The sequence below is a fragment of the Edwardsiella anguillarum ET080813 genome, from assembly GCF_000264765.2.
In the GTDB taxonomy this organism is placed as follows: Bacteria; Pseudomonadota; Gammaproteobacteria; order Enterobacterales; family Enterobacteriaceae; genus Edwardsiella; species Edwardsiella anguillarum.
This window is the reverse complement of record NZ_CP006664.1, coordinates 198,006-210,933: the sequence shown is the minus strand read 5'-3', so window position 1 is coordinate 210,933 and position 12,928 is coordinate 198,006. Positions and strand designations below refer to the sequence as shown.

Sequence of the window (12,928 nt, the reverse complement as noted above, 5' to 3'; positions counted from 1 at the left end):
TTTTTTCCATGTTTCTTATCAGGCGTAAAAAAAGGCCGGTAATAACCGACCTTTCAAAGTGTTGAGTCGTTTAACTGCGCTGCTCAAACGCCAGCGCTCGGCGCTCAATCATGCGCATCATCAGCGTCAATAGACCGTTGACGCACAGGTAGACCAGGCCGGCGGCGCCGAAGACCATCACGTCGTAGGTGCGGCCATACAGCTGCTGGGCATAGCCCATCACCTCCATCAGCGTGATGGTGTAGGCCAGCGACGTGCTCTTAAAGATCAGCACCACCTCGTTGGAGTAAGAGGAGAGCGCGCGCTTAAAGGCGTAGGGCAGCAGAATCCGCAGGGTTTGGGCCTTGGACATGCCCAGCGCCGCGCAGGATTGCCACTGGCCGTTGGGAATGGCGCGCATCGCGCCGTAAAACAGCTGGGTGCTGTAGGCGGCGCTGTTGAGCGCTAGCGCCAGCATGGCGCACAGCCAGGGCTGCGATAGGGCGCTCCACAGCCAGGGCGTGTCGCGGATCCAGGCAAACTGCCCGGGGCCGTAGTAGATCAGGAAGATCTGGACCAGCAGCGGCGTACCGGTAAACAGGGTGATGTAACCCTGTACCAGCGGCGTCAGGATCAGCGGCCGCAGGGTCAGGATCACGGTAAAGCACAGCGCCAGCGCCAGGGCGACCAGCAGGGAGACCACGGTGAGTGACAGGCTGGTATGTAGCCCCTGCAGCAGATCCGGAATATAGCTCAACATCATGCGGCACTCCGTTCAAAGCGGGTAGTACGCAGCTCAATACGCTTGAGAATGTATTGGCTGAACAGGGTGATCACCAGATAGATCGCCGCCGCGATGCAGTACCAGGTGAAGGGCTCCTGGGTTCGGGTGGCGATGCTCTTGGTCTGCAGCATCAGATCGTTGACGCTGATCAGCGAAACCAGCGCGGTATCCTTGAGCAGCACCAGCCACTGGTTACCCAGCCCCGGCAGGGCGTGGCGCCACATCTGCGGCATCACCAGGCGGAAGAAAATATGAGTTTTACTCAGCCCCAGCGCCATTCCAGCCTCGCGCTGTCCCTGCGGTACGGCCTTCAGCGCGCCGCGCAGGGTCTGAGAGCCATAGGCGGCGTAGAGCAGCGCCAGCGCCAGCACGCCGCACAGGAACGGGCTGACTTCGAAGTTCTCGATATTCAGCTGCAGCCGCAGCGTGGTAAAGCCCAGGTTCAGAGCGATGCCGTCGGAGAGCCACAGCAGCATCTGGGACGAGCCGAAGTAGATAAACAGCACCACCAGGATCTCCGGCAGTCCGCGCAGCAGGGTAACCCAGGCGGTGCCCAGCAGCGCCAGCGGACGGCAGCGGACAGACTCCCAGACGGCGAACAGCATGGCGAGCACCAGGCCGAGCAGCAGGGAGCAGAGGGCCAGACCGACAGTGATGCCGGCGGCATGTAATAAGGGGGTCAATTCAATCATGGCCTGATGCCTATCCCATCAGGCGGCTTGCGCCGCCTGGCTGATCCTAACCATAACGCCTACGGAGATAGGCACTACTGGCGTTTTCGGTGGTTACTTCTGAAACCACTTGTCATAGATAGCCTGATATTGGCCATCCTGTTTGAGCTGGTTCAGCGCCGCGTTGAACTGTTCTAGCAGCGGGGCGTTGCCCTTGCGCACGGCGATCCCTAGCCCGGTACCGAAATAGTCTGCATCGGTGACCTTCGTACCGACCGGCGCCAGATTGGGGTTTTGCTTCATCCACTCATTGACCACCGCCGTATCGCCGAACACTGCATCGATCCGGCCATTCTTCAGGTCGAGGATGGCGTTCTGGTAGCTGTCATAGGGCACCGGCGTCAGCTCGGGGTGTTTATCCATCAGGTATTTTTGATGGGTGGTGCCGTTCTGGATCCCGACCCGCTTGCCCTTCAGCGCGGCCACGTTGTCCACCTTGCCTTTTTCGGCGATGAACAGCGCGGAGTTGTCATAGTAGGGCTGGGAGAAGTCGACCTGCTTCTGCCGCTCCGGCGTGATGTCCATCCCGGAGATCACCGCATCGACGCGCTTGAACTTCAGGCTGGGGATCAGGCTGTCGAAGGACTGGTTGCTGAAGGTACAGGTGGCCTTCATCTGCTGACAGATGGCGTTGGCCAGATCGACGTCAAAGCCCTGCATTTTATTCTGCGCATCCATAAATTCGAACGGCGGATACGAGGCTTCGGCGGCAAAACGGATGGTTTGCGCCGCCGTGGCAGAGACGCTGATACCGGCTAACATCGCAGCAATTATGATTTTTTTCATCGCAGACTCCAACGGATTACGCTTGGCCTCGCGGGCCGTTAATGGGACAGATATCCGGCAAACTCACTGGTCTGCGGATCACTAAAGTGGCTGGCATCGCCCTGTTCAATAATGCGACCCTGCTCCATATACACGACGCGGCTGGCGGTTTTGCGCGCGACCTCCACTTCGTGGGTGACGATCACCTGGGTGATCCCGGTCTCCGACAGCTCATGGATGATGCTGACGATCTGGGCGGTGATCTCTGGGTCGAGGGCGGCGGTCGGTTCGTCGAACAGCAGCACCTGCGGCTCCATCATCAGCGCGCGGGCAATGGCGACGCGCTGCTGCTGACCGCCGGAGAGGTGCAGCGGGTAGCGCGCCACGAATTCGCTCAGGCGCAGGCGCTGCAGTAGCTTTTCGGCCCGCGCCAGCGCCGCCGCTTTCGACAGTCCCAGCACCCGGCAGGGCGCCTCGATCAGATTTTGCATCACCGTCAGGTGTGGCCACAGGTTGTACTGCTGAAACACCATGCCGACGTTGCGGCGCAGATCGCGGATAGCCTTCTCACCCGGCGGCTGGCGAAAGTCAAACTGGTGGCCAGCGATACTCAGGGCGCCGGAGCGCGGCATCTCCAGCAGGTTTAACACCCGCAGCAGGGAGCTCTTTCCCGCGCCGCTCGGCCCAAGCAGCACCAGCGTCTCGCCGGCCGGGCATGCCAGGGTTATGTCAAACAGCGCCTGGTGTGCGCCGTAGTAGCAGTTAATGCCGTCGATTTGAATACTCATGCGCTTAATCTGAATAGCCATTGATAAGGCAAAGAGTAACTTCATCAGAATAACTATGCAATATTGGTGGGTTAAAATTTAAGAATATGCACTCTGACCGCTCAGAAAGAGTACGATATCGGGTTATGGCACGCCGGCTGGCACAGGGTAAACGGGTGTGCTAAGGCGGCGCGGGCGGCCAGAGGCCGCCCGACCGTCGCTTAGTCGTAGTCGATGTTGATGGTGACGTTGGCCTCTAACTGCCCGGGCCGCACCGGGCCGCGGTCATGGACGTAGTAACCGGCGTGGATAGGGATACGGAATCCCCGATCGGGCAGCGTTGTCCCGCGGGGGATCAGTCGGATGACGCTGGGCTGTGCCGCCGCGCCGCCCAGTGTGATGGGGCGCTGCTGCTCGTCGTACAGAATAAAGCCGACGCCGCCAGGCCCCGAGTGCGGCAGCACGACGCGGGGATTCTCCGGCAGCAGCGCGTCGCTGCTCAGGGTCACCCGCAGGGTGCGGTTAGTCTGCGCCTCGCTGCCATCCCCGCTCAGCTGGTCGCATTGGGCGACCAGGGTGTGGTCGGCGATCGGGCTGGCGATCGCGCCGCTCTGCGTCAGGTCGCTGATGGAGACGGGCGGCAGCGTGAGCAGGGTGTCGGTAAACTGGCAGGTGGTCGCGCGGTAGTCCAGCGTCAAATTAAGATTCACCAGGTACAGATCGTTTTCCGAGGCGGGCCATTTCCCGGTTAAGAGAAACCTGAGGAGACGCAGGATAAATTCCCCCAGAGAACCGGATGACCCGTTGCTGGCGCTGATCACCATCGCGGACTCCAACAGATACTGCCCTTCTGGGGCGAGCCGCGTGGTCTGGGTGGGGGCGACCGGCCTGGCGGTGACGGTGAGCTGATCGAGAAACTGCGCCGCCGTATAGCTCCCCTCCTGTAGTCTAATGGTCGCCTGGGCCGGCGCCTGGACGGTGATCTCGATAAAGACGTTGTCATAGAACTTGATCACGACGCCCCGCTCGTAGGGCGTGCCGAGATGCACCTCGTTTTGCTCACTGCCATAGGCGGAGCATAGGGTTTGCTTGCTGAACAGCGGCAGCGGTACCGCCACCTGCTGCCCGCCGGGAAACATATTCTGATTACTCATCAGCACCTGCCCCTGCTGGCTCTCTGTACCCGGGCTCTCCAGCTTGCACCAGGAGAGCGCTGGGCCGCTGAGCAGCAGCAGCGCGGTAAAAAAATAACGGCAATATTTCATGATTCAACCTCATCAGACTCAGCGGCACAGGTGGGTTTGACTGCTCAGCGTGGCGGCTGAGAGGGTTATGGTGCAGCGGGTGTTCGCCTGCGGATCCAGCGGCACCGTTACCTGTGCCGGCAGGGTGTCGCTGCGCAGGGAGATCATGCCGCCCTGACCGACCTGACCCACCGTCTCACCGTCGTGGCCGCTGACTGGATAGCCGAAGCCGAGCGGCGTACCGTCGGCGCGGCGCGCTTTAAAGTAGAAGCGTTGGCGCGTGTCGGTCTCAAAGCGCGCCAGCACGACGGCCCCCTCATAGGGCACTCGCTTCTGCATGTTCCCCTTCAGCTCCACCGTATCGTCCTGCGGTGACGGCGTCAGACGCAGGCTGTTTTCGCGGTAGGGGGTCAGGGCGGCGTAGAGCGCCTGGCCTGCGCCGTTGGTGGCGTGGTAGCCATAGCCGTTGACGCTGGCGTCGCGCAGCCCCGGAGCATCGACGATTGCCATGGTGTCCGTCAGGGCGTTGCTGAACAGCACGCCGCCGCGATAGGCCACCACGCCGCCGCTGATGCCGGCGCTGGTCTGACGGTAATCCTGCGACTGGCTGTAGCTGGCGCTCAGGGTCGCCGAGCGGGCCCGATAGCTGAGGTTGGTGCCCAGCGCGGTGAGGCGATCCTGGCGTTGGTTATTGAGGCTAACGCTGTAGCTAAACTGCTGCCACTCGCCGGCGTAACCGCTCAGGGAGGCGTTGTTGGAGTGGTAGCCATCGCGATCGACGGTGGTGGCGTTCGAGAGATACAGGGTGCGCCGCGGCTCGCCAAAGCTCAGCGGTAAGGTGAAGTAGAGATAGACGCGGCGGTCGCTGTTCAGTCCCTGATCGTAGGTCTGGCTGGCGGCCAGGGTATAGCTGAGCTGCTGCCAGCTGTTGCTGTAGCTCATCTGGTAATCCTGGCGACGGGCGCCGCCGCCCCAGTAGTCGCGCCAGGTGCCGGAGAGGAACACCGAGCCCCAGCCCTGCGGCAGCGTCTGGCTCAGGTTGATGGCATAGTTATTCTTACGGCCCGGATCGTAGTGGTAATAGTCCCAGTCGCGGGTCGGGCTACCGCGGTTGTCGTTCAGATAGAGATGATCGCTCAGGGTGCGGTAGTGGCGTGACGAGTAGCGGTAGGCGGCCAGCGAAAACTGGGTCGCCGTGGCGGCCAGGTATTTGTTGTAGGCTAGCTGATAGCTTTGTCCGCGCTGCTCGCCGCGATCCGTCAGGCTGCTGGCGGAGTGGGTGATATCCAGCGAGAAGGCGCCGATGGCCGTGTTAAGACCGTTGCCCAGCAGCAGCGCATAGTAGTCCTGGCTGGCCTGGGCGCCGCCGTAGAGCGTCAGCAGGCTGTTTAGACCGTGCTGGTAGCTGCCCTGAAAGAAGCCGCGCTGATCGTTGATGTCATTGAGATAGGTTTTCCCCACCGCCAGATCGTACTTGCCAACCCCCGGCTGCAGCATGTTAGGCAGGGAGGAGTAGGGAACAATAAAGCGAGTGATGCGTCCGTCTGCCTCCTGCACGCTGACGTTGAGATCGCCGCCGCCGCCGACCAGCTGCAGATCTTCGATAGAGAACGGCCCCGCCGGCACCTCTTTACGAGAGACGATGATATCGTTTTGCTCGACGGTGACCAGCGCGTTGCTCTGGGCTACGCCGCGCACCAGCGGGGTGAAGTTCTGCTTGGCGCTGGGCAGCATGCGCAGATCGCTATACAGACGGACGCCGTGAAAGCGCACGCCGGTAAACAGATCGGAGGCGCTGTACATATCGCCGACGCGCAGCATTCCGTTGATCGGGGCAAAGCTGCGCTGCAGATAGGCGCTGTTGCTGTTCCAGTCGCCGCGTTGGGTATTGCGCTGATTATAGCTGGTGGCGGCGCGTAGCTGCCAACCGAACAGGTTCAACCCGCTGTGAAGGTTGAGATAGGTATTGCTGCTGTGGCCGCTGCCGCGGTAATCGCTGTAGTAATAGCTGGCGTTATAGCTGGTGAAGAAGGCGTTGATGCCGCGATCCCAGCTTTCCGGGGCGATATAGCCTTTTTCCCTGTCGGTCACGAAGGCCTGTGGAACGGTCAGCTGCAGCTGCAGCAGGCCGGTGTTAAAGCGGTAGCTGCCGCCGTGCAGCGCCTGGCGCAGCGGGATACAGCGGGTGTCCCACGGCGGCGCGGGGAGCTTAATGCCCAGCCCGCGCAGCTGTGGCTCGCTCAGGCAGGTGTCGCCGGGTCGTTGGCTGACGGTCAATGTATATACGCCGCGCCATTCGCCGTTGACCATGATATCCAACGGATATTCGCCGGGGTAGGGCGCATGGGGATCCAGCGTAATCTGGCTCAGCTGGCGGTCTTTCGCCGTGCCTTTAAGAAAGTGGGTATCGAAGGTGTTTGTCGCGCTGGCCATGGCGCAGGCAGCGGGAAACAGTAGGGCCAGGGAGAGGGTAATGGCGTTTAACCTGAGCATCCGTGCCTCACTCGTTGCGATTAGTTAAGGGGAATGGCCTGCTGACGTTTCACGCCATAGTCATTCAGATAGGAGAGGGTCAGCGTGGAGACCCCGCCCGGCAGGCCGGCGACGGCGATATGCCGTTGGGAAAAGGGGGCCAGCATCAGGGTTGCCTTCAGCAGCTGCTCTCGTTCACCGGCGCCGAGCGCGGTAATCGTGATGTGGTTAGGCGAGCGGTTGTTCAGCGTTACCCTCTGCTCATCGCGGCGGGCCGAGAGCTGGCCGACGGTTTTTTCGCCGAGCTCAGCGATCCCCTGGGGACGGTAAAACAGCTTGATGCGGTTTTGCATCGCCAGTTTGAGCAGGTTTCCGCTACGCGCCGGGTTATCCGGCGGAATGTCGATCACGTTGAGGTAAAACAGCGACTCCCGATCCTGTGGCAGGGCGTTAGGCAGAGCCCGAATCCGCAGCTGCTGGCCGTTACCGGCCGTGACGGTGGCGATCGGCGGCGTCAGCAGGAAGGGCGCCTTCACCTCTTCAGGGGGGACGTTGGGATCCCCCTCATCGATCCAGGCCTGGATCAGGGAGGGCTTGTCACCGCGGTTGGCCAGCTGAACGGTGATCTCCTGGCGCTGGGCTGGGTAGATAATTCGGGTGCCGTAAATAACGATGGTGGCGCAGGCTGGCCAGGCGGTTATGGCGCACAGCAGGGCGAGCAGAGCTTTCTTCATGGGGTCACCACAGGGAACAGGGACTCCCGGCGGAGTCCCGCGGGTTAAGTTAATCGTGGGTAACGGTGTAGGTGACGGCGGAGCTCACCGCGCCTTTGTTTACGGTGTCGCCGATTTTGTGGTAGTAGGCGGTGATGGGCAGGACATAGTTGCCGTCCGTGCCGATTAGCGTGTGCTGGGTGTTATAGCTATTGATCAGCTTATCCTTGACCTTCAGCTGAAAACCGACGCCGGTGGCGGCACCGCTAGTCGGGGCGATCACGCCTTTGTCGTTCATATTGCTGTTGGCGAAGCTGAGCGTCAGGGTCTCTCCCTCATAGCCACTGCAGACGATATTAATATCGGCCTGCGCGGAGGCCCCGGTATAAATTTCACCCGGATTGACGTTAATAAACTGATCGGCGCCGACCAGCGGCAGCTGGAGCAGCTGATCTGAGTTTTGAATCGTGCAGGAGGCGCCCACAATTTCGCCCTGAATCCGCAGCTGACCCGCGGGGGCGGGGGCGGCGAGTGCCGCAGATGAAATAAAAAGGCCGCTTAGCATCGCTATGAAAATAATACCGCTCTTCATGACAACTCCTTGTTTTAGGATGGGCATTATTCCGCTGCGTGATGGAGTGCATCACAGAACAGAAAAATCTCATCTTTAAAAAATAAAATCACGATTGACAGGCTGGTGCTTTTTTCTGGCACTTTATTTTTGTCTGGGATCTTTGGTTTGTAACTAATACGAAGTTCGTATTTATCTCGGTAAAAAATAGTATTTTAATTTGCTGGCCTTGCTATCTAATTTAAAGTAAAAATGATAAGCGATGCACTGATTAGTCGCCTATTGGAGGAAATGGCTTTTATTGCACCAACATTCGGATAGGATGTTTTGACAGCTGAATAATTACCGAATATGCTTAGGCAATCTATCCGGCGCGTGCTTTTTCCGTCTGCGGCGATCGTCGCGGTCTACATAGGTCATCTCTTGTAATACCCGTAATAGCCAGCGTTTGATGCCGGTTGTACGGAGAGTTTGTGGACATCAGGCTATCTTTTATTACTTTTTTTTGATTATATCGTGGGTGATATCTCAATTAGTTATTAGTCAGCGCTTAGCCTTATCGTTAAAAATTAGTGTCTGCGTTTCCATGAAGAGGATTTCATGATGGCGATAAGCCATGACGTATTTAAGGAAAAAAACGGGCTCTCATTAATTACCCACCCCACGCTACAGTCGATGCTTCTGGTCGATGTGCTTAACAATTATCTTAGCGTGCCAATTTATCTGCTTGATGCACCCAAGAGTTCAAAGTATTTATTGGATGACTGTGCCTTGATTATATTTGATGCAATGTTGCTTGACGCTGAGCCGGCGCAGCGAGCGTGTTGGCTTGAGGCTATATTTAATCAGCGGGTTGGTCGGCGAATTATTTTGATCAACGTGAATACCCATGATGAGGCGCTGGCGTGGCATCAGCATGGGAGTATCATCGCGGCCTTTCCGGCCAAGACACATCAGCAGACGCTGATCCGCCGGCTGAGAGCCCTGCTGGTGACTGCGCAGGAGGAACCGTCGGGCGATACGGCCCCCACGCCGCGCCTGACCCTGCGCGAGCTGGAGGTGCTAAAGGCGATGCAGCAGGGTGCAAGCAATCTGGATATCTCGCGTATTTTGTATATCAGCGAAAATACGGTCAGAACGCATATCTATAATATTTTTAAGAAAATAGCGGTGAAAAATCGGATTCAGGCGGTGAAATGGGCCGATACACACCTGTGCGGATAGCGGAATATGGACAGCGAAGCTGACGTCGTCAACCACAGCGGGTAATATCTGCGCTGGAGAAGATGACGCGGAGAGGCGAAACGATGTGGGGAAAAACGTCCGCCCTATTGGCACTGTTACTGCTGGTCGGCTGTCAGCAGTCACCTACGCTGCGCGATCGCGGCGGTTATTGGGTGGATGATAGCCAGCGCGCGCTGCGCGCCGAGCCCCGGATTCGCTATCTGGTGCTGCACTATACCGCGGAGGATTTTCCGTCGTCCCTGCGGGTGCTGACGGGGAAACGGGTCAGCGCACACTATCTGGTCCCCGCCGTGCCGCCGCAGCGGGACGGTCGGCCGGTGGTGTGGCAGCTGGTGCCCGAGTCGCGTAGCGCCTGGCATGCCGGGATCAGCTACTGGCGTGGCCAGACCCACCTCAACGATAACTCGATCGGTATTGAAATTGAAAACCCTGGCTACCGGCGTACGCCGCACGGTATTGTCTGGTATCCCTTCACTCCGCAGCAGATCACCGCCGTCCGCGCGCTGGCGCAGGATATTGTCCGGCGCTACGCCATCGCGCCGCAGAATGTGGTCGGGCATATGGATATTGCGCCGCAGCGCAAGGTGGATCCCGGTCCGCTGTTTCCCTGGCAGATGCTGGCGCAGCAGGGGATCGGCGCCTGGCCGGAGGCGGTGCGGGTCAGGGCCTATCTGCAGCGCTACCGGCAACGTCCGCCGGACGTCGCCTATCTACAGCGGCGGCTGGCGCAGTGGGGATATCAGATTGAGCCCAGCGGCATTAATGACGCGGCCTCCCGGCGGGTCATCGCGGCGTTTCAGATGCACTTCCGCCCGACGGATTTCCGCGGAGAGCCGGACGCCGAAACCAGCGCTATCGTCGATGCGCTGATCGCGCAGTACGGCGGCGCCGATTAAGGTGCTCAGCGGTGCTGTAGGCGGCCATGGTCGCGCAGCCAGCGGGCGGTGCGCACGATCCCGTCTTCCAGTGTCACGATAGGCTGATAGCCCAGCTCACTCTGTGCCCGGGCGGTGTCCAGCGTCATATCAAAGTTCAGCTTGGCCGCGCCGTAGTGGGTCAGCGCCGGCTCTTTGGCGCTGCGCGTACTCAGCTTTTCCATACCGCGGGCGATGATATCCAGCAGCGGATAGGGGATCGTGCGCAGGCGGCAGGCGATCCCCAGCTCATCGATCAGCTGCTGCAGCATCAGGCGCAGCGTCTGCGGCTGGTGGTTGGTGATGTTATATACCCGTCCCGAGGCGGTGTCAGGGCGCTGACTGGCTAGCCACATGGCGTGCACCGCGTTCTCTTCATAGGTCATATCCAGCAGGGTGGATCCGCCGTGCGGCAGCAGTAGATAGCCATGCTTCTTCATCGTGCCCATCAGGCGGGGCAGCAGCACCTTATCGTGGGGACCAAACAGCCCCTGCGGACGTAGAATGGTAAAGTGGGTCTGCGGATTGGCCAGCGCCAGGGTGCGGATCACCTCTTCGCCCGCGGCCTTGCTGCGTGCATAGTAGTTGGCGTAGCGCGTCGGCGTAAACTCTTCTTGAATGCCGTGGTGATGGCGATAGTCAAAGTAGACGGCGGGGGAGGAGATATGGATAAACTGACCCACGCCGTAGGCGGCGGCCCATTCGCCCAGGCGGCGGGTGGCCCGTACGTTGGCGGTTTCAAACAGCGCTTGCGATCCCCATGGCGAGGTGAATCCGGAGCAGTGCCACAGGGTATCGACGTCGTTCAGCATCGCTTTCGCCTGCGCTGAAACCAGGTTGCCCAGATCGGCGTGGATAAAATCCGCCCCCATTTTTTGCAGCACCTGCCCCATGGCCAGATTATCCCCCGCTGCGCGGACGCTGATCCCCCGCTGACGTAAATATTCAACGGCATTACGCCCGAGACCGCAGGTTGCACCGGTCACCAAAACTTTCATACTTGCCTATCCACCGTGGGCCATCCATCGGGCCGTTCGTTGCGGCCGGTTGTACGTGGCCATCTGACTGCTGCGGGAGCGCCGATCGCTCCGGCTGCGCAATAAGGGTGCCATTTTTCCGTGAATCGGCGCGACATGCAATCGGATTACTTAGCAGAATTGTAATATCGGCGCTGGTTGCTCCTACGGTGAACAGCCCGGCGCCGCCGGATTTCCCCCGGCGCGCAGGGGGTTAGGGCACCGTGGACGGCGCTTTGTCGGATGAGCTCCCGACCTGCGGGGGATGCGCCTCGTCCCAGGCCTCGGCCAGTTCGGCGATGCGCTGTGCCATGCCGCGAAAGATAAACAGGTGAGCCGGCATCATGGTAAACCAATACAGCAGGCCGGAAAAACCGGCGGGATGCCACCAGGCGCGCACGTCCAGCGTACGTAGGCCGTTGTGTTCGCCCAGGGTAAAGCTAAGGCGCCCCAGCCCCGGCGCTTTCATCCCAAACAGCAGGGTCAGCTGATGTTCCGCCTTGAGGGTGATCACCTTCCAACCGTCGATAAGATCGCCTATCTGCAAGGTTTGGCGCGCCGGGCGGCCATAAACGACACGGTTACCGCTGAGATCGTCAAGGCGGGCGCGGATCTGCCACAGCAGGTTGGCAAAGAAGTAGCCGTTGTCGCCGCCGATTTGCTGTATGACCTGCCATAGCGCGCGGCGCGAGGCGGAGGTGTCGATTTGGCACCCCGCCTGCTTCGGGTAGAAGCCGTAGCCCGGTCGCCAGCGGGCGCGGGCCTGCGGATCGTAGCCCCAGTCGGCGGAGTCGACCACCTCGCGTTCACGGGCAAGGGTCTCGCTCAGCGCGTGATCAAAGCCGATCAGCGTCTGTGGGATCAGATGGGCGATGGCCGCATCGTCGGCGGGCAGATCGTGCTTCAGCCCTTCGATCAGCGCGCGGGCGGTGCTGGTAGGAACCGAGGTGATCAGGTGCAGGAAGTAGACCGAGATCAGGCGGGTCGGGATCGGTAGGGGGATCATCCAGCGCCGCTTGCCGCTGACGCGGATAAAGCGTTCAAACATGGTCTGGTAGCTGATGTATTCGGGGCCGGCGACCTCGAACGTCCGATCGTCGCTGTCCGGCAGCTCCGCCAGCGCGCTGAGATAGATCAGCAGATTCTCCAGTGCGATGGGCGAACTTTTGGAGCGCACCCAGAGCGGCGGCGTCAGAATGGCCAGGTTATAGACCATGTCTCGCATCACCTCGAAGGCCGCGGAACCAGGGCCGATGACGATCCCGGCGCGGACCTCGGTAACGGGGACGCCGCTGGTGCGCAGAATCTCCCCGGTTTCGCGTCGGGCGGCAAGGTGACGCGACGAGGGCTGTGCCTCCCGCGGCTGCAGCGCGCCCAGAAAGATCACCTGACGTACCCGGGAAACGCTCAGCGCCCGGCTAACGTTTTGCGCGGCCTGCAGTTCGGCGCGGACGAAGTCGTCACCGTCGCCCATGGCATGCACCAGATAGTAGACCACGTCAATATCGTCCAGCGCCGCCGGCAGCGTCTGCGGCTGGTACAGATCGACATACTGACAGCTGACGCCGGGCCAACCGCGCGCCTGTAGCCAACCAATGCGGCGTGCGGCGGCGCGTACCCGGTGTCCACGGGCGCACAGCTGTGGGATCAGATGCTGCCCGATATAGCCGCTGGCGCCCAAGACCAGAATACGTTGTCCGCCCATGGTGAGATCTCCGCGCTGAGAG

General features: G+C 60.3%; 12 protein-coding genes. 2 read left to right on the top strand and 10 right to left on the bottom strand.

From position 1 onward, the window contains the following. Positions 1-70 precede the first annotated feature (70 nt). From artM to ETEE_RS00940, 8 genes are all read right to left on the bottom strand, one after another. A complete protein-coding gene (gene artM / locus ETEE_RS00975) occupies positions 71-739 on the bottom strand; it encodes an arginine ABC transporter permease ArtM (RefSeq protein WP_012849063.1) in 669 nt (222 codons plus the stop codon). After that, a complete protein-coding gene (artQ, locus tag ETEE_RS00970; protein ID WP_034162509.1) occupies positions 739-1,455 on the bottom strand; it encodes an arginine ABC transporter permease ArtQ in 717 nt (238 codons plus the stop codon). The genes artM and artQ overlap by 1 nt, the downstream gene beginning before the upstream one ends. 93 nt (positions 1,456-1,548) lie before the next feature. Then, entirely contained in the window at positions 1,549-2,280 is a 732-nt protein-coding gene (gene artJ, locus ETEE_RS00965; RefSeq protein ID WP_034162508.1) for an arginine ABC transporter substrate-binding protein, read from the bottom strand. Positions 2,281-2,318: 38 nt separating this feature from the next. After that, positions 2,319-3,047, bottom strand: coding sequence for an arginine ABC transporter ATP-binding protein ArtP (gene artP / locus ETEE_RS00960; RefSeq protein ID WP_095666571.1), 729 nt, complete (start codon positions 3,045-3,047; stop codon positions 2,319-2,321). A gap of 200 nt (positions 3,048-3,247) precedes the next feature. After that, entirely contained in the window at positions 3,248-4,291 is a 1,044-nt protein-coding gene (locus ETEE_RS00955; protein WP_034162506.1) for a fimbrial protein, read from the bottom strand. An 18-nt stretch (positions 4,292-4,309) separates the two neighbouring features. Next, a complete protein-coding gene (locus ETEE_RS00950) occupies positions 4,310-6,763 on the bottom strand; it encodes a fimbrial biogenesis outer membrane usher protein (RefSeq protein ID WP_034162505.1) in 2,454 nt (817 codons plus the stop codon). Between the two features lie 20 nt (positions 6,764-6,783). Further along, entirely contained in the window at positions 6,784-7,476 is a 693-nt protein-coding gene (locus ETEE_RS00945; RefSeq protein ID WP_034162504.1) for a fimbrial biogenesis chaperone, read from the bottom strand. Between the two features lie 49 nt (positions 7,477-7,525). Continuing rightward, the gene (locus ETEE_RS00940) at positions 7,526-8,047 is read right to left on the bottom strand and encodes a fimbrial protein (RefSeq protein WP_034162503.1); all 522 of its coding nucleotides are present in this window, start codon (positions 8,045-8,047) and stop codon (positions 7,526-7,528) included. A gap of 579 nt (positions 8,048-8,626) precedes the next feature. Here ETEE_RS00940 and ETEE_RS00935 point away from each other — a divergent pair. Beyond that, positions 8,627-9,250: a LuxR C-terminal-related transcriptional regulator gene (locus ETEE_RS00935; protein WP_034162502.1), complete on the top strand. Its 624-nt coding sequence runs from the start codon at positions 8,627-8,629 to the stop codon at positions 9,248-9,250. 83 nt (positions 9,251-9,333) lie between these two features. After that, positions 9,334-10,167 (top strand): N-acetylmuramoyl-L-alanine amidase, encoded by an 834-nt coding sequence (locus tag ETEE_RS00930; protein WP_034162501.1) that lies wholly within the window; start codon positions 9,334-9,336, stop codon positions 10,165-10,167. Between the two features lie 5 nt (positions 10,168-10,172). On the opposite strand, the gene ETEE_RS00925 is transcribed toward ETEE_RS00930, so the two are convergent. Both ETEE_RS00925 and ETEE_RS00920 read right to left on the bottom strand, forming a co-directional pair. Beyond that, the gene (locus ETEE_RS00925; protein WP_034162500.1) at positions 10,173-11,183 is read right to left on the bottom strand and encodes an NAD-dependent epimerase/dehydratase family protein; all 1,011 of its coding nucleotides are present in this window, start codon (positions 11,181-11,183) and stop codon (positions 10,173-10,175) included. Positions 11,184-11,415: 232 nt separating this feature from the next. Continuing rightward, a complete protein-coding gene (locus ETEE_RS00920) occupies positions 11,416-12,906 on the bottom strand; it encodes a DUF2867 domain-containing protein (RefSeq protein ID WP_034162499.1) in 1,491 nt (496 codons plus the stop codon). Positions 12,907-12,928 lie beyond the last annotated feature (22 nt).